The following is a 23256-nucleotide window of genomic DNA, read 5'->3' on the forward strand; positions in this document are numbered from 1 at the left end:
ACTTTGAAAAGTCCGGAATGCCCTAGGGTGCGTCACTGGCCCATGGGCAATAACAACCCACCGCCAAAGTGTTGATGGCATTCACCGGACGATCGTCGCTCAGGGCCTGCAGGATCGGCTCGATAAAGCTGTTGCTGGAGTTGCAGGTCAGGCCTTCGCTGTAGGGGCCGAAGTACGCCAGTTTGCCGCCGCGGTCCCAGATCGCTACGGCGGGGCTGGCGGGGACTTGCTCGGAGCCTGGGAGGAGTTCGAGGGGTTTGAGGTTGCTCAAGGTGCTGGGCAGTTGGCCCTGGCTGCCGGGCTTTTGCACCGCGTAGAACTGCACGCCTTGTGGCCCGTAGTGCTCGAGCAGTTCGGCGAGGTGCTGTTGATTACCGACGTTGCAGGGGCAGGCCGGGTCCCAGAAATGCACCACGCGAATCGCCCCGGGGCCGGCCAGGTGCTCGGGAAGGCGCAAGGGGTCACCGGAAAACACCGCCGTGTGCGAACTGAAGGCCCGCAGGTAGCGTCCCTGGAACCAGTCATAGGCCGCCCACAGGACGCCGGCGCATAGCAGGGCGAGCAGGGTGGCAAGCAGTGTCGTGCGGGCGTGCGGGCGCATGGGAAAGCTTCCTCGAAGGTCGCGTAGCTTGCCATGCTTGCCGCGACAGAAGAATATCGCAGGCCCATAAAGTCCGTTTCGCGCTGGAATCCCGATATGCCTGCCACCTTCAATGCCGATCATTTGCGCGCCAGCCTGCAAGCCCTGGCCTGCGCGCAGCCGTTGTCGGAGGAGGGCCGGGCCTATCAGCGGTTCTACGGCCTGGACTTTGCGGGCCGTACCCTGCGTACCGGGCTGGGGCGGTTCGAGGTCGATGGTTATGAGCTGGTCAGTCAGTTCTGGTGGCCCGAGCAGGCCAAGGCGACGCTGTTTCTGTTTCACGGTTTCTACGACCACACCGGGCTCTATCGGCATGTGATCGAGTGGGCGCTGGATCAGGGGTTTGCGGTGATTGCCTGCGACCTGCCGGGGCATGGCCTGTCCAGCGGCGAGCGCGCGAGCATCCGCGATTTTGCCGAGTACCAGGACACCCTGCAGGGGCTGTTCGTCGAGGCGCAATCCATCGATTTGCCGCAGCCGTGGCACCTGTGCGGGCAGAGTACCGGCGGGGCGATCGTGATCGATCATGTGCTCAACCAGGGACAAGACAGCCCGGCGCAGGGTCAGGTGGTGCTGCTGTCGCCGCTGGTGCGGCCGCGTGCCTGGGGTTGGTCGCACCTGAGTTACTACCTGCTCAAGCCCTTCGTCAAAGGCATCGCCCGGCGCTTCAGTGAAAACTCCAACGACCCGGCTTTCCTGCCGTTCCTGCAAGCCGACCCGCTGCAACCGCTGCGTCTGCCGACCGCCTGGGTCGGCGCGCTAGCCCGCTGGATCAAGCGTATCGAAGCGGCCCCACGCAGCCACCGGCGGCCGCTGATCATTCAAGGCCAGGCGGACATGACGGTGGATTGGCAGCACAACCTTGAAGTGTTGGCGGGCAAGTTCGATCGGCCCCAGGTGTTGAAGCTGCCCGAGGCTCGGCATCATCTGGCCAATGAAACCCTGGCGTTGCGCCAGGAGTACTTCGGGTTTCTGACCAAGCGGATCAAGGGGCGTAATCCGTAACGCCCCTGCCGGCATCGACCTTTACTGATTCAGGTTCGAGGTGCTTTGGCCTACGGCCAGGCCTGCGCGGATCGCGGCCAGTGCTGCCTGGTAATACGCCTGGCCTTCGGCCGATTCGGCAAAGCTGGCGAACTCTTCCAGTTCCGCGTCCGATAGGTCGCGATAGACATACAGCAGGGTGTTGTTCAGGTCGCTGCCGATCTGTTCCATCAGGCGCTGGCGCTGGCCGTTCAACATGCTCTGGGCCTGACCGCCGCCGAGCAGGCCGGGAATCATCTGGCTCAGGCTGTCCGCCGCCACGCCGGCGATCGCCAGGCTGACCTCGGCACCGGCTTCACGGGCCGGCAGTGCACGGGCCAGATGACCAATGATCAACTGACGGGTGTCGCTGGCTTCGATTTTCGGCAGGCCCTTGGCGTTCTTCGCCAGTTGGTCGCGCCGGGTCGCCAGCAGTTCGGCGGCAATGATCTTGCGACCCAGCGGCGATTGGAAAAACCCCAGCGCGGGCTTGGGGTCGGCGAGGTTCTTGCGCAATTGCGCTTCGGCCCGACGATCCATGGCCTGCGGCGCAAAACGCTGATTGCTGTTATTGACCAGCGCCTGGAACACCGCCGGCGGCAAGCTGCTTTGGTAGCGTTGCTGGGCGGCGCTGAGGGCATCGCTAAAATGCGCGCGCTGGTCGGGCCAACCGGCGACCTTGTACAACTGGTCGTGGCCGTCTGCCCAGGAGGGGAAAGTGCAGAGCATCAACAGTGAAAAAAGCAAACGGCGCATAAGGACTCCTGTCGGCAGGCGACTATTCTCCGGGGCCAGACACAGGTTGTCGAGAATTCGTATCATGTTCATCAGCTTATCCGACGATCCTCCGCTATGTGGTGCTGTCGGATTTGCTGGCGCAGGAATACTATGCGCGCCATGCAAATACCCTCCGATCACCCGCTGCTGTTACGTATCGTGGACGACCTCGCTGTGCGCGGCTGGTCGCAGCAGCCCATTTTCCTGCCTCAGGTTCTGACCGGAGCACTGGCGGCTGAGTGCCGTAAACGTGCGGCCGAAGGTGAACTGGCGCCGGCGGCTGTCGGGCGCGGGCCGTTTTCGGAGATTCGCGAGGGTATCCGTGGCGATCACATCCAGTGGCTGGAACCGGGCCAGGTCGAGGCGTGCGACCTTTACCTGGGCTTGATGGACAGCCTGCGCGAAGCCATGAATCGCGGCCTGTACCTGGGCCTTGAGGATTTCGAAAGCCATTTCGCGCTGTACCCACCTGGGGCGTTCTACCTCAAGCATGTCGACCGCTTTCGCGACGACGACCGGCGCATGGTTTCGGCGGTGATCTACCTCAACGACGCTTGGCTGCCGGAGCATGGCGGTCAGTTGCGCATGTACCTGGAGGAGGGCATGGAGCACGATGTGGTACCCATCGGTGGTTGCCTGGTGGTATTCCTGTCGGGTGAAGTGCCCCATGAAGTCCTGCCCGCGACCCGCGATCGCCTGTCATTGACCGGCTGGTTTCGTCGTCGCGGTAACGAGTTGTTCTGATGATGCAGAAAATCCTGGTCAGCCGCTGCCTGCTCGGCCACCGCGTACGTTACGACGGTGGGGCCAGCGGCCCGTTCGATCAATTGCAGCAGTGGATCGCCGAAGGGCGGGTGGTCGCGTTGTGCCCGGAAGTCGCCGGTGGCTTGCCCACGCCACGGGCGGCGGCGGAGATTCCCGGCGGTCAGGGTGCGCAGGTGCTGGACGGTCACGCTCGGGTGATCACCACTGAAGGCGAGGATGTCAGCGCCGAGTTCCTGTCAGGTGCACAGCAGGCCCTGGCGCTGGTGCAGCAGCACGCCATCCGGATCGCCGTGCTCAAGGCTAACAGCCCGTCCTGCGGCAATCTGCTGACGTATGACGGGACCTTCAGCGGGGTCAAGGTCAGCGGTGAAGGCGTCACCGCAGCCCTGCTGACCCGGCATGGGGTGCAGGTGTTCAGCGAGCTGCAACTGGCTGAAGCTGCGGCTGCGCTGGCTGGCCTTGCCTGACGGGCTGTGCAGATTCGCTGTGGGAGCGCGCCGGGCGGCGTTCCGTCTGCTTGCTCCCACAAGGACCCATCGACAATTAAGGTTTTGGCGGCTGGGTCGCGTCCATGCCGAACCATTTTTCCGACAGCGCCATCAGGCGCCCATCTTTCTTGATCCGTTGCAGGGCCTGGTCGAGGCTGGCCTGGAAGGCCGGGTTGCCCTTCTGGAAGGGTATCGCCAGGCTCAGGGTCGGGCCGACCTTGGCGCCTTCCTTGACCGGCAGCCGGCTGTCGCGGATGGCATAGGGGATCAGCAGGCGATCGCTGATGGCGGCGTCGAGCTGTTTGTCGGCCACGTCCTTGAGGGGCTGCTGCGCGTCGGGGTAGCTGTGCAGGTCGATGCCTTCGACGCTGCGGGCCTGGTCGACGAACTGGCTGCCTTGCGCCACGCCCAGGGCCTTGCCGTTGAGGGCCAGGAGGGAGCCAAGCGGACGTTGTTCTTCCTGGCGCACGATCAGTTGTGCACTGGAATAGCTGTAAGGTTCGCTGAAATCGAAACGATCCTTGAGTTCCGGGGTCAGTGCTATGTGATTGATGGCGATGTCGTACTTGCCGCTCTCGACGCCTGGCAGCAGGTCCGTGGAATCGGTCACCACGAAGTCGGCGCGTACATCCAGTTCCCTGGCCAGCAGTTGGCCGAGCTCGACTTCGAAGCCGGTAAGCCGGCCGTCATCCTTGAAGTTGAACGGCGGGGTGTCGGCTTCCAGCGCAATGCGCAGTTCGCCACGGTCGTTTACATCGTCAATCAGTTCAGCATGAGCCAATGGGCTCACAAGGGGCAGCAACAGTATCAGGCCAGGCAAAAAGCGCATGGTCACTCCTTGAATTCGTTATGTGCGGCGCGCTGCTGCGGCGCGCTTTGCTATGGTGTTGAGGTCCTTCGACAACGAATCGCCACGAAGTTGTCACACTCATAAAGATTAAGCGTAAAACTGGAGAAAAGAATGAAAACCTTTATGTCACGTGCTGTTTTGGCCAGTCTGTTACTCGGTGCTTCTATGATGGCCAGCGCTGCGACCCCCGCCCCGGCTGGGGCCAAGGCGTTTATCGTCACCCCGGAAAATGGCGCCACCGTGGACAAGACCTTCAAGGTCAAGTTCGGCATTGAAGGCGTAGCGCTGGCTCCGGCGGGCGATGCCACCAAAAACACCGGCCACCACCACCTGCTGATCGACACCGGCCCGATCGCCGCAGGCCAGGTGATTCCGGCTGACGCCCAGCACGTGCATTTCGGCAAGGCCCAGACCGAAACCGAACTGACCCTGACTCCCGGCACACACACCTTGCAGCTGGAGTTGGGCGACAAGAATCACATGGCCTTCGAGCCACCGATCATTTCGGAAAAAATCACTGTGACGGTGAAGTAATCCGTCCAGGCATAAAAAAGGGAGCCCCGCGGGGCTCCCTTTTTATTGACGCTTGAGCGTTAGAACAACACGCGGCAACGAATGGTGCCGTTGATGTGTTGCAGCTTCTCTTGCGCCAGGTCCGAGTACTCGGCGTCGACGTCGATCACGACGTAGCCGACTTTCTCGTTGGTCTGCAGGAACTGACCGGAAATGTTGATGCCGTTTTCGGCGAAGACCTTGTTGATCTCGCTCATCACACCCGGGATGTTCTCGTGGATGTGCAGCAGGCGGTGCTTGCCAGGGTGAGCCGGCAGGGCCACTTCCGGGAAGTTGACCGAGGACACCGACGTACCGTTGTCGCTGTACTTGACCAGCTTCTCGGCCACTTCCAGGCCGATGTTGGCTTGCGCTTCAGCGGTGGAGCCGCCGATGTGCGGGGTCAGGATCACGTTGTCCAGGCCACGCAGCGGGCTTTCGAACTCTTCGTCGTTGGAGCGTGGCTCCACCGGGAATACGTCGATGGCAGCGCCGATCAGGTGCTTGTCCTTGATCGCTGCGGCCAGGTGGTCCAGTTCAACCACGGTGCCGCGAGCGGCGTTGATCAGGATGCCGCCCTTCTTGATGGCGCGGATTTCCTTCTCGCCGATCATCCACTGGGTCGCAGCAGTTTCCGGAACGTGCAGGGTGACGATGTCGGACATGCCCAACAGCTCGTGCAGGTTGCCGACCTGGGTGGCGTTACCCAGTGGCAGCTTGGTCACGGTGTCGTAGAAGTAAACCTGCATGCCGAGGCCTTCAGCCAGCACCGACAGTTGAGTGCCGATCGAACCGTAGCCGACGATACCCAGCTTCTTGCCCCGGATTTCGAAGGAGTTGGCCGCACTCTTGATCCAACCGCCACGGTGGCAGGAGGCGTTCTTCTCCGGGATGCCGCGCAGCAGCAGGATCGCTTCGGCCAGCACCAGCTCGGCAACGGAGCGGGTGTTGGAGTACGGCGCGTTGAACACAGCGATACCGCGTTCGCGGGCAGCGTTCAAATCCACCTGGTTGGTGCCGATGCAGAAACAGCCGACGGCGACCAGCTTCTTCGCGTGATCGAAGATCTCTTCGGTCAGTTGAGTGCGTGAGCGAATGCCGATGAAGTGCGCATCAGCGATCTTTTCCTTCAACTGGGCTTCCGGCAGAGAACCGGTGAGGTACTCGATGCTGGTGTAGCCAGCCGACTTGAGAACGTCGACAGCCGATTGGTGGACGCCTTCGAGAAGAAGGAACTTGATCTTGCTCTTATCGAGAGAAGTCTTGCTCATCTGCGTAAACCTGTATCCCGGAGAAAAATGGCAGGGAGGGGAGCAGCCCAGAGCTGACCCGAACGGCAGGAACGCCGTCACCGCAGAACAGCCTTTGGGCACTACCCTGCGGGGTCGGTATGCTAGCATATGCACCCCGCTAAACACTCATTCCTGCGACGTGAAGCGTTCTCAGGATGACCATGAATTGTTCGAGAGTTCTTTCGATGACCAATCCTGCCCTGATTGATGAGCTGAAGACCCTGGTTGAGCCTGGCAAGGTGTTGACCGACGCCGACTCCCTGAATGCTTACGGTAAGGATTGGACCAAGCATTTCGCCCCAGCCCCGACGGCTATCGTGTTCCCCAAGACCACCGAGCAGGTCCAGGCCATCGTGCGCTGGGCCAACCAGCACAAGGTTGCCCTGGTGCCGTCCGGCGGGCGTACCGGGCTGTCGGCTGCTGCGGTGGCCGCCAATGGCGAAGTGGTGGTTTCGTTCGACTACATGAACCAGATCCTCGATGTGAACCTGACTGATCGCACCGTGGTGTGCCAGCCAGGCGTGGTCACCGAGCATCTGCAGAACGTGGCTGAAGAAAAGGGCTTGTATTACCCGGTGGACTTCGCCTCGGCCGGTTCCAGTCAGATTGGCGGCAATATCGGCACCAATGCCGGCGGGATCAAGGTCATTCGCTACGGCATGACCCGCAACTGGGTGGCGGGCATGAAAGTGGTCACCGGCAAGGGCGACCTGCTGGAGTTGAATCGCGACCTGATCAAGAACGCCACCGGCTACGACATGCGCCAGCTGTTCATCGGCGCCGAAGGTACCCTGGGTTTTGTGGTCGAAGCGACCATGCGCCTGGATCGCGCGCCGAAAAACCTCACTGCGATGGTCCTCGGTACCACCGATTTCGATTCGATCATGCCGGTGCTGCACGCCTTCCAGAGCAAGCTGGACCTGACCGCCTTCGAGTTTTTCTCCGACAAGGCCCTGGCCAAGGTCCTCGCTCGTGGCGACGTGCCGGCGCCGTTCGAGTCAGAATGCCCGTTCTACGCGCTGCTGGAATTCGAAGCGACCACCGAGGAAGTGGCCAACCACGCCCTGGAAACCTTCGAACACTGCGTTGAACAGGGCTGGGTGCTCGATGGCGTGATGAGCCAGAGCGAATCCCAACTGCAAAACCTGTGGAAACTGCGCGAGTACATCTCCGAGACCATTTCCCACTGGACTCCGTACAAGAACGACATTTCGGTCACTGTGTCGAAAGTCCCGGCATTCCTGAAGGAAATCGACGCGATCGTCGGCAAACACTACCCGGACTTCGAAATCGTCTGGTTCGGCCACATCGGCGACGGCAACCTGCACCTGAACATCCTCAAGCCGGAAAACCTGAGCAAGGACGAGTTCTTTGCCAAGTGCGCGACGGTCAACAAGTGGGTGTTTGAAACCGTCGAGAAATACAACGGCTCGATCTCGGCCGAACACGGCGTGGGCATGACCAAGCGCGATTACCTGACCTACAGCCGTTCGCCGGTGGAAATCGAGTACATGAAAGCCGTCAAGGCTGTGTTCGACCCGAACGGCATCATGAACCCGGGCAAGATCTTCGCTGTTTGAAGGTGCGGTACCTGAAGAATCCCTAAGGCAGGAGGCGGTAATGAGCTATCAGCACCAGTATGTCGACGGTACCCGTATTCATTTCCCACTGGGGAAAGTGGTGTGCATCGGGCGCAACTACGCCGAACACGCCAAGGAACTGGATAACCCGGTACCGACCGAGCCGTTGTTGTTCATCAAGCCGGGCAGTTGCGTGGTGCCGCTGGAAGGTGGTTTTGCGATTCCGACCGAGCGCGGCTCGGTGCATTACGAGGCGGAAATCGCGGTGTTGATCGGCAAACCCTTGTCAACCAAGCCAAGCCGTGAAGAAGTGCTGGATGCGATCTCCGGGTTCGCCCCGGCCCTGGACCTGACCCTGCGCGACAAGCAGGCCGAGCTCAAGGCCAAGGGGCTGCCGTGGGAAATCGCCAAGTCGTTCGACGGTGCCTGTGTGCTGGCGCCGTTCGTGGTCAGCAGCACCTTTGCCGACCTGACTGATATCGGCATTCGCCTGACCATCAATGGCGAAGTCCGCCAGGACGGTAACAGCAGTGCCATGCTCAACCCGATCGTGCCGATGATCCAGCACATGGCCGGCTGCTTCTCGCTGCAGGCCGGCGACGTGATCCTCACCGGTACGCCGGTGGGCGTCGGCCCGCTGAATGTCGGGGATGAACTGGTCCTGGAACTGCCGGGTGCCGGCAGCTTCGCCAGCAGCGTGCGCTGATCGGCACAGCACTGAACCTGTGGGAGCGGGCTTGCCCGCGATAGCGGTGTATCTGACACATTGATGCTGAATGTGCCTACGCCATCGCGGGCAAGCCCGCTCCCACAGGTTCCTCCTATGCCATTAAGCTTGAATTCATCAACGCGTGATATTTCATCCGCCCGATTGCTTTTTGAGCTCGCCCCATGCGCCGACTTGCCCGCCCCAAGCCCCTTGCCCTGCTCGTGTTGATCGCCGCCTTGCTGGCGTTGGCCATGCTGGGCCAGTACTACCGCCTTTACGAGCGCAGCTGGTTCAACCTGCAAGCCTGGTTGCACCCGGCCGGTGAGCATTCGATGGCGCTCAACGACTATAGAGTGGTGATCGAGGCGAAGCCGATCGAAGGCCTGGACGATGACGTCTCGGCCTTGACCTTTGATCCGGTGCGTAAAAGCCTGTTCACCGTCACCAACAAGAATTCCGAACTGGTCGAGATGTCCCTCGACGGGCGCATCCTGCGCCGGGTCGCGCTGATCGGCTTTGGCGACCCGGAAGCCGTGGAGTTCATCAGCGCCGACACCTACGTGATCAGTGATGAGCGCCAGCAAAGGCTGATCAAGATTCATCTCGAAGACGACACCACCTTCCTCGACGCCGCAGATGCCGAGCAGATGACCCTGGGCGTGCACATGACCCGCAACAAAGGGTTCGAGGGTCTGGCCTACGACTCCAAGGGCAAGCGCTTGTTTGTCGCCAAGGAACGCGACCCGATGCTGATCTATGAAGTGCAGGGTTTCCCCCATTACAACCCGGAGAAATCCTACGCCGTGCACGTGATCAACAATCCCAAGCGTGATGCCGGGCTGTTTGTGCGCGATCTCTCGAGCCTGCAATACGATGAGCGCAGCGGCCATTTACTGGCGCTGTCGGACGAGTCGTTCCTGGTGTTGGAACTGGATATCGACGGGCGGCCGCTAAGCACCATGTCGTTGAACAAGGGGCGTCAGGGCCTGCAAAAGACCGTGCCGCAAGCGGAGGGGATCGCCATGGATGACGACGGGACCTTGTACCTGGTGAGCGAGCCGAACCTGTTCTACGTCTTCAAGAAGCCCAATCCGTAGGAGCAAGCCTGCTCGCGATGAGGCCGGCACCGCCAACATCCATGGTGCCTGGCATACCGCTATCGCGAGCAGGGTGGCGCCTGCCTCAGGCCTTGAGGGTCTTCACGCCTTCGCTGGTGCCCAGCAGCAACAAGTCCGCCGGACGGGCGGCGAACAGGCCGTTGGTGACCACGCCGACGATGGCGTTGATCTGCTGCTCCAGCTCCACCGGGTTGGTGATCTGCATGTTGAAGACGTCGAGGATGATGTTGCCGTTGTCGGTCAACACGCCTTCACGGTACACCGGGTCGCCGCCCAGTTTCACCAGCTCGCGAGCCACGTGGCTGCGGGCCATCGGGATCACTTCGACCGGCAACGGGAAATTGCCCAGCACCGGCACCAGCTTGCTCGCGTCGGCGATGCAGATGAAGGTCTTGGCCACGGCCGCAACGATCTTCTCGCGGGTCAGGGCAGCGCCGCCGCCCTTGATCAGGTTCAGGTGCTCGTCACTTTCATCGGCGCCGTCGACGTAGAACTCCAGGTCGCTGACCGTATTGAGCTCATACACCGGGATCCCGTGGCCCTTGAGGCGCGCGGCGGTGGCTTCGGAGCTGGCGACCGCGCCGTCGAAGGCGCCCTTGTGCTGGGCCAGGGCGTCGATGAAGCAGTTGGCGGTGGAGCCGGTGCCGACCCCGACGATGCTCTTGTCGTCGAGTTTGGGAAGGATGAAATCGACGGCGGCCTGCGCCACTGCCTGTTTGAGTTGATCCTGGGTCATGCGGGCTCCGAGGTGCCATGAGGGGGACAGAAGGCCGGCATTATAGCGCCATGGCCGGCTAAAACCTCTGCATTCGTGTGGTCGCCCGGGCAAAAGCCGGGTTAGACTCCGTGGTCCTGCCCAACCCGCTCAGTGATGCTTTCCGATGCTTGAACAGTACGTCAAAAAGATCCTCACCTCGCGCGTTTATGACGTTGCCGTAGAAACCCCTTTGCAGACTGCCCGCCAGCTCTCCGAGCGGCTGGGCAACAAGATCTGGCTCAAGCGCGAAGACTTGCAGCCGGTGTTCTCGTTCAAGATTCGCGGCGCTTACAACAAGCTGACCCAGTTGACCGACGAAGAGCGTGCGCGCGGCGTGGTCACCGCCTCGGCGGGCAACCACGCGCAAGGCCTGGCCCTGGCGGCCAAGGTGCTGGGGGTCAAGGCGACCATCGTGATGCCCAAGACCACCCCGGAGATCAAGGTCGAAGGCGTGCGTTCGCGCGGCGGCAAAGTAGTGCTGCACGGGGATTCGTTCCCAGAGGCCCTGGCCTATTCCCTGAAGCTGGTCGACGAAAAAGGCTACGTCTACATTCACCCCTACGATGATCCGCACACCATTGCCGGGCAGGGCACGGTGGCCATGGAAATCCTGCGCCAGCATCCGGGTCCGCTAGACGCGATCTTCGTGCCGGTGGGCGGTGGCGGCCTGATCGCCGGGATCGCGGCCTACGTCAAATACCTGCGCCCGGACATCAAGATCATCGGCGTCGAGCCGGATGACTCCAATTGCCTGCAAGCGGCCATGGCCGCCGGCGAGCGGGTGGTGCTGCCGACCGTGGGGATCTTTGCCGACGGTGTTGCCGTGGCGCAGATCGGCCAGCACACCTTCGATATCTGCAAAGACTATGTCGATGAAGTGATCACCGTCAGCACCGATGAAATCTGCGCGGCGATCAAGGACATCTACGACGACACCCGCTCGATCACCGAGCCGGCCGGCGCCCTGGGCGTAGCCGGGATCAAGAAGTACGTCGAATTGCGCGGCGTCACCGGGCAGACCCTGGTGGCCATCGACTCCGGCGCCAACGTCAATTTCGATCGCCTGCGCCATGTGGCCGAGCGCGCCGAGCTGGGCGAGGGTCGCGAGGCCATTATCGCGGTGACCATTCCGGAGCAGCCGGGCAGCTTCAAGGCGTTCTGCGAAGCCATCGGCAAGCGCCAGATCACCGAATTCAACTACCGCTACAACACCGGCAGTGAGGCGCACATCTTTGTCGGCGTGCAGACCCATCCGGAGAACGATCCGCGCAGTGCGCTGATCGCCAGCCTGAGCGAGCAGGGTTTCCCGGTGCTCGACCTGACCGACAACGAACTGGCCAAGTTGCACATTCGCCACATGGTCGGCGGTCGTGCGGCCCACGTGGTCGATGAAGTGATCCTGCGTTTCGAATTTCCGGAACGCCCGGGCGCGCTGTTCAACTTCCTCAACAAGCTCGGTGGGCGCTGGAACATCTCGATGTTTCACTACCGTAACCACGGCGCAGCCGACGGCCGAGTGGTCGCGGGCCTGCAGGTGCCGCACGACGAGCGCCACCTGGTGCCGGCGGCGTTGGCGGAAATCGGCTACCCGTATTGGGATGAAAGCGACAATCCGGCCTATCAGCTGTTTCTGGGCTGAACGGCTACGCTGATGCACAGGACTTGAGGGAATTGACGTATGGAAACTCTAACCGCGCTGAAAATGGCTCATATGGTGGCAACCGTGTTGCTGCTGGCCGGTGCTCTGGGCCTGGCGGTCTGGGTCTGGCGGACCCAGCGCAATGGTGATGCCACGGCGCCGGTGCGCACCTTGCAACGGCCACGGCTGTTCGTCTGGCTGCTGATGGGCCTGGCGCTGCTGAGCATGCCGTTCACCGGCTGGTGGATGGTGCACCTGATTGGTTGGCCGCTGGGGCAAACCTGGTTGCTGGCCTCCAGTGTGCTCTACACCGTGGCGGCGCTGAGTGGTTTCTGGTTGCTGGCGCGGCTCAATCGCCAGCGCACGGCGCCGGTTGGTAGCGGCAGATTCACCTTTGCCCTGGCGTTGGTCAGCTTGGTCAGCTTGATCGCGATTGCCGGCTTGATGGGTGCCAAGCCGGTTTAGCAGCTTGGTACCGAGGTGACCCTAATCGCGGGCAAGCCCGCTCCCACAGGTTTTTCCGGGTGGCATAGATTGCATGCACACCCAAGCCCCCTGTGGGAGCGGGCTTGCCCGCGATGGCATTCTCAGTCGCGCAGCGAAATTACCGGCCAAGCCCGCTCCCACAGGTTTTGCCGGGTGGCATAGATTGCATGCACACCCAAGCCCCCTGTGGGAGCGGGCTTGCCCGCGATGGCATTCTCAGTCGCGCAGCGAAATTACCGGGCAAGCCCGCTCCCACAGGTTTTGCCGGGTGGCATAGATTGCATGCACACCCAAGCCCTCTGTGGGAGCGGGCTTGCCCGCGATGGCATTCTCAGCCGCGCAACGAAATCACCGGCCAACCACGCTTCTCGGCTTCGGCCCGCAGATTCGGGTCCGGATCAACCGCCACCGGGTTGGTCACCTGCTCCAGCAGCGGCAGATCATTCATCGAGTCGCTATAGAAATAACTGCCTTCCAGCGACAACCCAGTCTCCTCCAGCCAACGATTCAAGCGTGTCACCTTGCCTTCGCGAAAGCACGGTACATCGGTGCTGCGCCCGGTGTAGCGGCCCTCGTGCATTTCGCATTCGGTGGCGATCAGGGTTTCCACTCCCAGGTGCTCGGCAATCGGTGCGGTGACGAAACGGTTGGTGGCGGTGATGATTACCAACTTGTCGCCGGCGGCGCGGTGCTTGGCCAGCAGTTCCACAGCCTTGGGCAGCATGAGCGGCTCGATGCAGTCGCGCATGAAGTCGCGGTGCCATTCATCGAGCTGGGCCATCTCGGTGCGGCCGAGGATTTCCAGGCAGAAGTTCAAGTACGCGGCATTGTCCAGCTTGCCGGCCAGGTAATCCTGGTAGAACTCGTCGTTGCGCGCTTTGTACGCGATGGGGTCGAGGATCTCCCGTTCACACAGGTAATCGCCCCATGCGTGATCGCTGTCACCGCCCAAAAGTGTGTTGTCCAGATCGAATAAAGCCAGGCGCATTGCAGTTACCCGCTGATAAGTCAGTAAAAAGGGGTTAAGAATACGGTCTTTTCACAAGAGTGCACATAAGGTAGGAAGCTTCGTTGCCGCCTTCACAACCTTTGTGGAACAATGCGGCGACATGCGTTTGCGAGGTTGTTGCCGTGATCGACCCCGATGGTTTCCGCCCCAATGTGGGGATCATTCTGACGAATGATGCCGGCCAGGTGCTATGGGCTCGCCGTATCAATCAAGATGCCTGGCAGTTTCCTCAAGGTGGAATCAACCCTCAGGAGACGCCGGAAGACGCCTTGTATCGCGAGCTGAACGAAGAAGTCGGCCTGGAGCGCGAAGATGTTGAAATTCTCGCCTGCACGCGCGGCTGGTTGCGCTATCGTTTGCCGCAACGTCTGGTCCGTACCCACAGCCAACCGCTGTGCATCGGCCAGAAACAGAAATGGTTTCTCCTGCGCCTAGTCTCCAACGAGCAGCGGGTGCGGATGGATTTGACCGGTAAACCGGAATTCGATGGCTGGCGTTGGGTCAGTTATTGGTATCCGTTGGGCCAGGTGGTGACATTCAAGCGCGAGGTTTATCGCCGCGCTCTCAAAGAGCTTGCCCCGCGCCTTCTAACGCGCGACTGACGACGGAGTTCGACCCCGAGCCATGCTCAATACGCTGCGCAAGATCGTCCAGGAAGTTAACTCCGCCAAGGATCTCAAGGCGGCGTTGGGCATTATTGTATTGCGCGTCAAAGAGGCCATGGGCAGCCAGGTCTGCTCGGTCTACCTGCTCGACCCCGAAACCAACCGTTTTGTGCTGATGGCCACCGAGGGCTTGAACAAGCGCTCGATCGGCAAGGTCAGCATGGCGCCCAACGAAGGCCTGGTGGGCCTGGTGGGCACGCGTGAAGAACCGTTGAACCTGGAAAACGCCGCCGACCACCCGCGCTATCGCTACTTCGCCGAGACCGGTGAAGAGCGTTATGCCTCGTTCCTCGGCGCGCCGATCATTCACCACCGCCGCGTTGTCGGCGTCCTGGTCATCCAGCAAAAAGAGCGGCGGCAGTTCGATGAGGGTGAAGAAGCCTTCCTCGTGACCATGAGCGCCCAGCTCGCCGGCGTAATTGCCCACGCCGAGGCCACCGGTTCGATCCGCGGCCTGGGGCGCCAGGGCAAGGGCATCCAGGAAGCCAAGTTCGTCGGCGTCCCGGGTTCGCCGGGCGCTGCGGTCGGTACCGCGGTGGTCATGCTGCCACCGGCGGACCTCGATGTGGTGCCGGACAAGACCATCACCGACATCGACGCCGAGCTGGGCCTGTTCAAGACCGCCATCGAAGGTGTGCGCGCCGACATGCGGGCCTTGTCGGCCAAGCTGGCGACCCAGTTGCGCCCGGAAGAGCGCGCACTGTTCGACGTCTACCTGATGATGCTCGACGATGCTGCGCTGGGCAGCGAAGTCACCACCGTGATCAAGACCGGCCAGTGGGCCCAGGGCGCGTTGCGCCAGGTGGTCACCGATCACGTCAACCGTTTTGAACTGATGGACGACGCCTACCTGCGTGAGCGGGCCTCGGACGTCAAGGATCTCGGCCGCCGCCTGCTGGCTTACCTGCAGGAAGAGCGCCAGCAAAACCTGGTCTACCCGGAAAAGACCATTCTGGTCAGCGAAGAACTGACGCCGGCAATGCTCGGCGAGGTGCCGGAAGGCACGCTGGTCGGCCTGGTCTCGGTCCTGGGTTCCGGCAACTCCCACGTCGCGATCCTGGCGCGAGCCATGGGCATCCCGACGGTGATGGGCCTGGTCGACCTGCCGTATGCCAAGGTCGATGGCATCGAATTGATCGTCGACGGCAATCGGGGCGAGGTCTACACCAACCCCAGCGACGTGTTGCGCAAGCAATTCGCCGAGGTGGTCGAAGAAGAGAAGCAACTGGCGCTGGGGCTCGACTCCCTGCGCGACCTGCCCTGCGTGACCCTCGACGGCCACCGCATGCCGCTGTGGGTCAACACCGGCCTGCTGGCGGACGTGGCGCGGGCGCAGAAGCGCGGCGCCGAAGGGGTGGGCCTGTATCGCACCGAAGTGCCGTTCATGATCAATCAACGGTTCCCTAGCGAAAAGGAGCAGCTGGCGATCTATCGCGAGCAACTCGCCGCCTTCCACCCGCAACCGGTGACGATGCGCAGCCTGGACATCGGCGGCGATAAGTCACTGTCGTACTTCCCGATCAAGGAAGACAACCCGTTCCTCGGCTGGCGCGGGATTCGCGTCACCCTCGACCACCCGGAAATCTTCCTGGTCCAGACCCGCGCCATGCTCAAGGCCAGTGAAGGCCTGAACAACCTGCGCATTCTCCTGCCGATGATCTCCGGCACCCACGAACTCGAAGAAGCCCTGCACCTGATTCACCGTGCCTGGGGCGAAGTGCGCGACGAAGGCACCGATGTGCCGATGCCGCCCGTGGGCGTGATGATCGAGATTCCGGCGGCGGTCTACCAGACAAAGGAATTGGCGCGGCAGGTGGACTTCCTGTCGGTCGGCTCCAACGACCTGACCCAGTACCTGCTGGCCGTGGACCGCAACAACCCGCGGGTAGCGGACCTGTACGACTACATGCACCCAGCGGTGCTGCAGGCCCTGCAGACCGTGGTGCGCGATGCCCACGCCGAAGGCAAGCCGGTGAGTATTTGCGGCGAGATGGCCGGCGACCCGGCTGCGGCCGTGCTGTTGATGGCGATGGGTTTTGACAGCCTATCGATGAACGCCACCAACCTGCCGAAAGTGAAGTGGATGCTGCGCCAGATCAACCTCAGCTGGGCCAAGGACCTGCTGGCCGAGCTGATGACCATCGACAACCCGCAAGTTATCCACAGCTCGCTGCAACTGGCGCTGAAGAACCTCGGCCTGGCGCGGATGACCAATCCGGCGGCGATCAAGCCGCTCTGAACCTGCGGCGGTGTCATCGCGGGCAAGCCCGCTCCCACAGGGTTTGGTGTTGATCACAAAATAGTGGGCCTACACAAATCCACTGTGGGAGCGGGCTTGCCCGCGATGGGGCCAGTCCAGGCAACACCACACCACCTCAAAGCCTGATCTGCACTTCCCCAAGATGCCCGCCATACGGCCCGAAACTGCGCTCCACCATCACCCGTGAACCATCCGCCTGGACAATCAGCGCGGTACTCGCGCGCGTGCCGTAGGTGGTACTGGCAATAAACACGCTGGACAGCAGGCTCTCGGTCGCCAGCCCGACCCCAGTATCCGGCAAGTCACCGAACGGTGCCGTCTGGGGATCGCCCAGCAAAGCCAGCAGCGCTTGCGGCTGCGGATCATCGAGTACTTCGCTCAGCGCCGCCTTGGCCTTGAGCAGCTTGGGCCAGGGGGTATCGAGCCCGGCGTTGGACACACCGTAGACTCCGGCCGTCAGTTGGCGCGGCGCGGTCTCTTGCGCGTTGTAGTGCCAGAGTTCCTGGCGATTGCCGATCAGCAGGTTAAAGCCGGCATACTCCAGCGATCTGCCGACAACATCGGCCAAATACTGGTCTATGGGCAATTCGCCGGTGAGAAACCGCGCCACCAGTTCGCCACGGGATTTGCGCGCCGGCGGCTGGTGCGGATTGCGGATGTTGGTCAGGGCGGCAAAACGTCCGTCTGCGCCAATGCCCAGCCAAGTACCTCCGGCCTCCAGGTCGCGCCCGGCATGCACCTGCGGCGCTTCGGGCCATGCCGCCAGCGGCAGGCTGGGGCGGGCATAGAACTCGTCACGGTTGGCCGCGACGATCAGGGGAGTGCCGTGGTCCGGGCGCCAGGCAAAAACAATCAGGCACATAAGGTGGTCCTTGTGTGTTTTTCTGCCCACTGTACGCAGACATCGCTCATCGATCCATCGTCATCCACAGTGGAGCCTGGGGCCCCGCATCCGTTACCATGCGGCTGCTTTTTTTGCGAAGCGGACAAGGACGATCATGGAATTTTTGCTCTATTTGCTGCTGGGCGCCTGTGCAGGCGTGCTGGCCGGGCTGTTTGGGGTGGGTGGCGGGATCATCATCGTGCCGGTGTTGGTGTTCAGCTTTACCTTGCAGGGTTTTGATGCGTCGGTGCTGACCCACCTGGCCGTCGGCACTTCGCTGGCCACCATCATATTCACCTCGATCAACGCGGTGCGTGAACACCAGCGCAAAGGCGCGGTGCGCTGGCCGATTTTTGCCTGGATGACCCTGGGGATCCTGCTCGGGGCCGGCTTCGGCGCGCTGACCGCCGAGGCGATTTCCGGTCCGCACCTGCAGAAGATCATTGGTGTGTTTGCCCTGGTGATCGCCGTGCAGATGGCCCTGGAGCTCAAGCCCAAGGCCAGTCGAACGGTTCCCGGCAAGTTCGGTCTGACCGTGGCCGGTAGCGTGATTGGCTGGGCCTCGGCGATCTTCGGGATTGGTGGCGGCTCGCTGACCGTGCCATTTCTGACCTGGCGCAGTGTGCCGATGCAGCAGGCCGTGGCGACGTCGTCCGCCTGCGGGTTGCCGATCGCCTTGGCAAGTGCATTAAGTTTCATGATTCTGGGCTGGCATGATCCCCTGTTGCCCGCTCATAGTCTGGGTTTCGTTTATTTGCCGGCGCTGCTGGGCATTGCCCTGACCAGCATGGTCTTCGCCCGCTTTGGCGCGCGACTGGCCCACCGGTTGTCGCCGCGATTGCTGAAACGGCTGTTTGCCGCTTTGCTGCTGTGCGTGGGCACCAGTTTCCTGCTCTGAGGCAGGGCGCAATCCTGGCTTAATCTCGGCGTGGCAGGGTCGCGCCAGGAATTTTAGGTTTCAACTCTAACGAGGAGTCGCAATGCTGCCTTACCCGCAGATTGACCCGGTGGCCCTGGCCATTGGCCCGCTGAAAATCCACTGGTACGGCCTGATGTACCTGGTCGGCATCGGCGGTGCCTGGCTGTTGGCGTCACGCAGGTTGAACCGCTTCGATCCGACCTGGACCAAGGAAAAACTCTCCGACATGGTCTTCTGGATGTCGATGGGCGTGATCGTCGGCGGCCGCCTGGGGTATGTGCTGTTTTACGACCTGAGTGCCTACCTCGCCAACCCGACCTTGATTTTCGAGGTGTGGAAGGGCGGCATGTCGTTCCACGGTGGTTTCATCGGCGTGATGCTGGCGGCCTTGTGGTTCGGCAAAAAGAACGGCAAGTCGTTCTTCCAGCTAATGGACTTCGTCGCCCCGATGGTGCCAATCGGCCTGGGTGCCGGGCGGATCGGTAACTTCATCAACGCCGAGTTGTGGGGCAAGCCGACCGACGTGCCGTGGGCCATGGTCTTCCCGTCGTTCAGCGACCCGGCCCAGCTGGCGCGCCACCCGTCGCAGCTGTACCAGTTCGCCCTCGAAGGCGTGGCGTTGTTCGCCATCCTCTGGCTGTTCTCGCGCAAGCCGCGGCCGACCATGGCGGTCTCCGGGATGTTCGCGCTGTTCTACGGAATCTTCCGCTTTATCGTCGAGTTCTACCGCGTGCCGGACGCCCAGTTGGGCTACCTGGCGTGGAACTGGCTGACCATGGGCCAAGTATTGTGCATCCCGATGATCGTTGGCGGACTGTTCCTGATCTGGCTGGCCTATCACCGCGCACCCAAGGCACCGGCTGTCCCGGCCGCTTGACGCTTTATATTCGAAGCGCAGGGCCGCGAGCCCTGCCTTCAAGGACACAGGTAATACATGAAGCAATATCTCGATCTGGTCGCCCACGTCATCAAGAACGGCACCAAGCAAGCCAACCGCACCGGCGTCAACACCATCAGCTTCCCCGGTGCGATGCTGCGCTATGACCTGAAAGAAGGTTTTCCGGCGATCACCACCCGCAAGATGGCCTTCAAGTCGGCCATCGGCGAGATGTGCGGTTTTCTGCGCGGGGTCAACAACGCCGCCGAGTTCCGCGCCCTGGGCTGTAAGGTCTGGGACCAGAATGCCAATGAAAACGCGCAGTGGCTGGCCAACCCGTTCCGCCAGGGCGCAGACGACCTGGGCGAGATCTACGGTGTGCAATGGCGCAAGTGGCCGGCGTACAAGCAGATCCCCCTGAGCAACCCGGCCGCCATCGAGCAGACCCTGGCCCAGGGTTACCGGCAGATTGCCGAAGGCGAAGAAGACGGCCAGGCCTACGTGGTGCTGTACAAGGCCATCGACCAGGTTCGCCAGTGTGTCGATACCATCATCAAGGACCCGGGCAGCCGGCGTATCCTGTTCCACGGCTGGAACGTCGCCCAGCTCGATGAAATGGCCCTGCCGCCGTGCCACTTGCTGTACCAGTTCCACCCGAATGTCGAGACCAAAGAGATCTCTTTGACCCTCTACATCCGCTCCAACGACCTGGGCCTGGGCACGCCGTTCAACCTAACCGAAGGCGCCGCGTTGCTGAGCCTGATCGGTCGCCTGACCGGTTACACACCGCGCTGGTTCACCTATTTCATCGGCGATGCCCACGTCTACGAAAACCACCTGGACATGCTCAACGAACAGCTCAAGCGCGAGCCGTTCCCGATGCCGCACCTGAAAATCGCCGATCGTGTGCCGGAGTTCGCCAAGACCGGGGTGTACCAGCCGGAGTGGCTGGAACTGATCGAGCCGGGTGATTTCTCGCTGGAAGGTTACGAACACCACGCGCCGATGACCGCGCCAATGGCGGTCTGACAAGCAATACGCAACACCCCTGTGGGAGCGGGCTTGCCCGCGATGGGGTCGGCACAGCCAATATTTATGGCCCCTGACCCACCGCCATCCCGGGCAAGCCCGGTCCCACAGTGTTTTGTGGTGTTCCTAGTGGCCGTGGCTGCGGCCTACGTGGGAATGTTCGACTTCCGTTGCAACCACTCCACCACTCACTTCCAAGCGCTGCAAGATCCCGCACTGTTCGATGTCCGGCCCTTCGCTGCAGCGTTGGCGCAGGTCGATGAGTTGCGCCTGCAGGGCGAGCAAGCCGTCGATCCGTGCCTTGACGTGGTGGATGTGTTCGTCGATCAGCGCATTCACGCTTTCGCACTGATCCTGCGGACTGTCGCGCAGGCCCAGCAGGCTGCGGATTTCTTCGAGGGTCATGTCCAGGGTGCGGCAGTTGCGGATGAAGGTCAGGCGCTCGGCATGGGCCTGGGTGTAGACGCGGTAGTTGCCGTTGCTGCGGGCCGGTTCTGGCAGCAGGCCTTCACGTTCGTAGTAGCGGATGGTTTCGACGGCGCAATCGGTCAGTTTCGCCAGTTCTCCGATCTTCATCGCGACAATCTCCAAATGGGTGCTTGACCCTATAGTGGCTACAGGGTCTTTACTTGGCAACAGGCACCTACATGGACGCGACCTGATGAGCGATTCCCAGCACACCCACAAACCCGGTACTGCGCATGAGCACAATCATGGGGCAACACTTCAGCCGGTAAAAAAACACGACCACGCCAGCCACGCCGGCTCCTGCTGCTCCAGCGCCGCAGCGCCGGCACTGGTGCGGATCAGCGAGGCGCCCACCGACGGTGCGCGCCTGAGCCGTTTCCGCATCGAGGCCATGGACTGCCCGACGGAACAGACGCTGATCCAGAACAAGCTCGGCAAGCTGGCCGGCGTGCAGCAACTGGAGTTCAACCTGATCAACCGGGTGCTGGGCGTGACCCACGACCTGCCAAGCACGGCGCCAATCATCGAGGCGATCAAATCCATCGGCATGTTGGCCGAGCCGATCGAAGACGGCGCGCAGGCGGATGACAGTCGCGCGGCGCCGGTGAAAAAGCCCTGGTGGCCGCTGGCGCTCTCCGGCGTCACGGCACTGGCCGCCGAAGTGATCCACTTCACCAGCGCTGCGCCGACCTGGGTGGTGGCGCTGGTCGCGCTGGTGTCGATCCTCAGCGGCGGTCTGGGCACCTACAAAAAGGGCTGGATTGCCCTGAAGAACCTCAACCTGAACATCAACGCCCTGATGAGCATCGCGGTGACTGGCGCCGTGCTGATCGGCCAGTGGCCGGAAGCGGCGATGGTGATGTTCCTGTTTACCGTGGCCGAGTTGATCGAAGCCAAATCCCTCGACCGCGCGCGCAACGCCATCAGCGGCCTGATGCAGATGACCCCGGAACAGGTCACCGTGCAGCAGCCTGATGGTTCGTGGGTCGAACGAGAGGCTAAAAGTGTCGAACTGGGTGCGTTGGTGCGGGTCCGCCCGGGTGAGCGCATTGGTCTGGACGGCGAAGTAGTTGCCGGCAACTCGACCATTGACCAGGCGCCGATTACCGGGGAAAGCCTGCCAGTCGAGAAGACGCTGGGCGATAAGGTGTTTGCCGGCACCATCAACCAGGCCGGCGCGCTGGAGTACCGGGTGACCGCGGCCGCCAACAACTCGACCCTGGCGCGAATCATCCACGCCGTGGAAGAAGCCCAGGGCGCGCGTGCGCCGACCCAGCGTTTTGTCGACAGCTTCTCGAAAATCTATACCCCGGTGGTATTCGTCTTTGCCCTGGGCGTGGCGCTGATCCCACCGTTGTTCATGGGCGCGGCCTGGTTCGACTGGATTTACCGCGCGCTGGTGCTGCTGGTGGTGGCGTGCCCTTGTGCGCTGGTGATCTCCACCCCGGTAACCATCGTCAGCGGCCTGGCGGCGGCGGCGCGCAAAGGCATCCTGATCAAGGGTGGCGTGTACCTGGAGGGCGGCTACAAGCTCGACTTCCTGGCCCTGGACAAGACCGGCACCATCACCCACGGCAAGCCGGTACAAACCGACTACCTGGCACTGGACCCTACGGTCGAGAGCCGCGCTCAGGTGCTTGCTGCCAGCCTCGCTGGACGCTCCGATCACCCGGTATCGCTGGCCATCGCCAAGGCGGCTGTGGATAAACACTTGAGCCTGCTCGCTGTGGATAACTTCGCAGCCCTGGCCGGTCGCGGGGTGCGCGGCGAGATCGACGGCCAGGTCTACCACCTGGGTAATCATCGCCTGGTGGAAGAGCTGGGCTTGTGCTCGCCAGCGCTGGAAGAGCGACTCTTTGCCCTGGAAGAACAAGGCAAGACCGTGGTCCTGTTGCTTGATGCCTCGGGCCCGCTCGCCCTGTTTGCCGTCGCGGACACGGTCAAGGAGTCCAGCCGCGAGGCCATTGAGCAGTTGCACGCACTGGGGGTGAAAACCCTGATGCTGACCGGCGACAACCCGCACACGGCAAGGGCGATTGCCGCCCAGGTGGGCATCGACCAGGCCCAGGGTGACTTGCTGCCGACCGACAAGCTCAAGGCGATCGAGGCCTTGTATGCCCAGGGGCACCGAGTCGGCATGGTCGGCGACGGGATCAACGACGCGCCCGCGCTGGCCCGGGCGGAGATCGGTTTTGCCATGGCGGCGGCCGGTACCGATACCGCCATCGAGACCGCTGATGTCGCCTTGATGGACGACGATCTGCGCAAGATTCCTGCGTTTATCCGCCTGTCTCGCCAGACTTCCCATATCCTCACGCAAAATATCGCCCTGGCCCTGGTCATCAAGGCGATCTTTCTTGGGGTAACCTTCTTCGGGCTGGCCACTATGTGGATGGCAGTGTTTGCCGACATGGGCGTGGCCCTGCTGGTGGTGTTCAACGGTCTGCGCCTGCTGCGCAAATAAATCAAG

General features: G+C 62.1%; 23 protein-coding genes. 15 read left to right on the forward strand and 8 right to left on the reverse strand.

From position 1 onward, the window contains the following. Positions 1–22: 22 nt before the first annotated feature. On the reverse strand, positions 23–601 hold the full coding sequence (locus ACIOVD_RS00285; RefSeq protein ID WP_159998468.1) for a DUF6436 domain-containing protein: 579 nt from the start codon (positions 599–601) through the stop codon (positions 23–25). Positions 602–697: 96 nt separating this feature from the next. Here ACIOVD_RS00285 and ACIOVD_RS00290 point away from each other — a divergent pair, with 96 nt between their 5' ends. After that, positions 698–1645 carry an alpha/beta hydrolase gene (locus ACIOVD_RS00290; protein WP_401125451.1) on the forward strand — a complete coding sequence of 316 codons (948 nt, stop codon included), beginning with the start codon at positions 698–700 and terminating at the stop codon, positions 1643–1645. 21 nt (positions 1646–1666) lie between these two features. Here ACIOVD_RS00290 and ACIOVD_RS00295 read toward each other — a convergent pair whose 3' ends face one another. Then, positions 1667–2419, reverse strand: coding sequence for a DUF2059 domain-containing protein (locus ACIOVD_RS00295; RefSeq protein ID WP_095164665.1), 753 nt, complete (start codon positions 2417–2419; stop codon positions 1667–1669). Between the two features lie 132 nt (positions 2420–2551). Here ACIOVD_RS00295 and ACIOVD_RS00300 point away from each other — a divergent pair, with 132 nt between their 5' ends. Then, the gene (locus ACIOVD_RS00300) at positions 2552–3184 is read left to right on the forward strand and encodes a 2OG-Fe(II) oxygenase (protein WP_162530217.1); all 633 of its coding nucleotides are present in this window, start codon (positions 2552–2554) and stop codon (positions 3182–3184) included. Between the two features lie 2 nt (positions 3185–3186). After that, positions 3187–3672 (forward strand): DUF523 domain-containing protein, encoded by a 486-nt coding sequence (locus ACIOVD_RS00305; protein ID WP_320334514.1) that lies wholly within the window; start codon positions 3187–3189, stop codon positions 3670–3672. 76 nt (positions 3673–3748) lie between these two features. Here ACIOVD_RS00305 and ACIOVD_RS00310 read toward each other — a convergent pair whose 3' ends face one another. After that, entirely contained in the window at positions 3749–4522 is a 774-nt protein-coding gene (locus ACIOVD_RS00310) for a transporter substrate-binding domain-containing protein (RefSeq protein WP_095164661.1), read from the reverse strand. Positions 4523–4654: 132 nt separating this feature from the next. Between ACIOVD_RS00310 and ACIOVD_RS00315 the strand changes: the two genes are divergently transcribed. Then, positions 4655–5077 carry a DUF4399 domain-containing protein gene (locus tag ACIOVD_RS00315; protein WP_095164655.1) on the forward strand — a complete coding sequence of 141 codons (423 nt, stop codon included), beginning with the start codon at positions 4655–4657 and terminating at the stop codon, positions 5075–5077. Between the two features lie 59 nt (positions 5078–5136). On the opposite strand, the gene serA is transcribed toward ACIOVD_RS00315, so the two are convergent. Further along, entirely contained in the window at positions 5137–6366 is a 1230-nt protein-coding gene (gene serA / locus ACIOVD_RS00320; RefSeq protein ID WP_095164654.1) for a phosphoglycerate dehydrogenase, read from the reverse strand. 206 nt (positions 6367–6572) lie between these two features. On the opposite strand from serA, the gene ACIOVD_RS00325 reads away from it, so the two are divergent. The 3 genes from ACIOVD_RS00325 (at position 6573) to ACIOVD_RS00335 (ending at position 9773) form a co-directional block, all read left to right on the forward strand. Next, positions 6573–7967 carry an FAD-binding oxidoreductase gene (locus ACIOVD_RS00325; protein ID WP_095164653.1) on the forward strand — a complete coding sequence of 465 codons (1395 nt, stop codon included), beginning with the start codon at positions 6573–6575 and terminating at the stop codon, positions 7965–7967. A gap of 40 nt (positions 7968–8007) precedes the next feature. After that, entirely contained in the window at positions 8008–8673 is a 666-nt protein-coding gene (locus ACIOVD_RS00330) for a fumarylacetoacetate hydrolase family protein (protein ID WP_095164652.1), read from the forward strand. A 185-nt stretch (positions 8674–8858) separates the two neighbouring features. Beyond that, positions 8859–9773 (forward strand): SdiA-regulated domain-containing protein, encoded by a 915-nt coding sequence (locus tag ACIOVD_RS00335; RefSeq protein WP_095164651.1) that lies wholly within the window; start codon positions 8859–8861, stop codon positions 9771–9773. A gap of 85 nt (positions 9774–9858) precedes the next feature. On the opposite strand, the gene rpiA is transcribed toward ACIOVD_RS00335, so the two are convergent. Beyond that, positions 9859–10530 carry a ribose-5-phosphate isomerase RpiA gene (gene rpiA, locus ACIOVD_RS00340; protein WP_095164650.1) on the reverse strand — a complete coding sequence of 224 codons (672 nt, stop codon included), beginning with the start codon at positions 10528–10530 and terminating at the stop codon, positions 9859–9861. Between the two features lie 145 nt (positions 10531–10675). Between rpiA and ilvA the strand changes: the two genes are divergently transcribed. Both ilvA and ACIOVD_RS00350 read left to right on the forward strand, forming a co-directional pair. Beyond that, on the forward strand, positions 10676–12190 hold the full coding sequence (ilvA, locus tag ACIOVD_RS00345; protein ID WP_095164649.1) for a threonine ammonia-lyase, biosynthetic: 1515 nt from the start codon (positions 10676–10678) through the stop codon (positions 12188–12190). A gap of 39 nt (positions 12191–12229) precedes the next feature. Continuing rightward, complete coding sequence (locus ACIOVD_RS00350; protein WP_095164648.1) at positions 12230–12655, forward strand: DUF2269 family protein; 426 nt, start codon at positions 12230–12232, stop codon at positions 12653–12655. 352 nt (positions 12656–13007) lie between these two features. Here the strand turns inward: ACIOVD_RS00350 and ACIOVD_RS00355 are convergent, their stop codons facing one another. Continuing rightward, positions 13008–13664, reverse strand: a complete 657-nt coding sequence (locus ACIOVD_RS00355; protein WP_320333222.1) for an HAD family hydrolase — start codon at positions 13662–13664, stop codon at positions 13008–13010. A 143-nt stretch (positions 13665–13807) separates the two neighbouring features. On the opposite strand from ACIOVD_RS00355, the gene ACIOVD_RS00360 reads away from it, so the two are divergent. Both ACIOVD_RS00360 and ptsP read left to right on the forward strand, forming a co-directional pair. Beyond that, positions 13808–14287 carry an RNA pyrophosphohydrolase gene (locus ACIOVD_RS00360; RefSeq protein ID WP_095083604.1) on the forward strand — a complete coding sequence of 160 codons (480 nt, stop codon included), beginning with the start codon at positions 13808–13810 and terminating at the stop codon, positions 14285–14287. A 22-nt stretch (positions 14288–14309) separates the two neighbouring features. Beyond that, positions 14310–16589: a phosphoenolpyruvate--protein phosphotransferase gene (gene ptsP / locus ACIOVD_RS00365; protein WP_095164646.1), complete on the forward strand. Its 2280-nt coding sequence runs from the start codon at positions 14310–14312 to the stop codon at positions 16587–16589. Between the two features lie 136 nt (positions 16590–16725). Here ptsP and ACIOVD_RS00370 read toward each other — a convergent pair whose 3' ends face one another. After that, positions 16726–17472: an NRDE family protein gene (locus ACIOVD_RS00370; RefSeq protein WP_095164644.1), complete on the reverse strand. Its 747-nt coding sequence runs from the start codon at positions 17470–17472 to the stop codon at positions 16726–16728. Positions 17473–17608: 136 nt separating this feature from the next. On the opposite strand from ACIOVD_RS00370, the gene ACIOVD_RS00375 reads away from it, so the two are divergent. The 3 genes from ACIOVD_RS00375 (at position 17609) to ACIOVD_RS00385 (ending at position 20318) form a co-directional block, all read left to right on the forward strand. Next, on the forward strand, positions 17609–18391 hold the full coding sequence (locus ACIOVD_RS00375) for a sulfite exporter TauE/SafE family protein (RefSeq protein WP_095164642.1): 783 nt from the start codon (positions 17609–17611) through the stop codon (positions 18389–18391). An 82-nt stretch (positions 18392–18473) separates the two neighbouring features. Next, entirely contained in the window at positions 18474–19289 is an 816-nt protein-coding gene (gene lgt, locus ACIOVD_RS00380) for a prolipoprotein diacylglyceryl transferase (protein ID WP_159998460.1), read from the forward strand. A gap of 57 nt (positions 19290–19346) precedes the next feature. Then, positions 19347–20318, forward strand: coding sequence for a thymidylate synthase (locus ACIOVD_RS00385; protein ID WP_095164639.1), 972 nt, complete (start codon positions 19347–19349; stop codon positions 20316–20318). A gap of 126 nt (positions 20319–20444) precedes the next feature. Here ACIOVD_RS00385 and cadR read toward each other — a convergent pair whose 3' ends face one another. Continuing rightward, the gene (gene cadR, locus ACIOVD_RS00390; RefSeq protein WP_401125463.1) at positions 20445–20894 is read right to left on the reverse strand and encodes a Cd(II)/Pb(II)-responsive transcriptional regulator; all 450 of its coding nucleotides are present in this window, start codon (positions 20892–20894) and stop codon (positions 20445–20447) included. An 85-nt stretch (positions 20895–20979) separates the two neighbouring features. Here cadR and ACIOVD_RS00395 point away from each other — a divergent pair, with 85 nt between their 5' ends. Next, positions 20980–23250, forward strand: a complete 2271-nt coding sequence (locus ACIOVD_RS00395) for a heavy metal translocating P-type ATPase (protein ID WP_159998458.1) — start codon at positions 20980–20982, stop codon at positions 23248–23250. Positions 23251–23256: the final 6 nt, after the last annotated feature.

It is taken from the genome of Pseudomonas sp. NPDC087626 (assembly GCF_044743405.1).
Lineage (GTDB): Bacteria > Pseudomonadota > Gammaproteobacteria > Pseudomonadales > Pseudomonadaceae > Aquipseudomonas.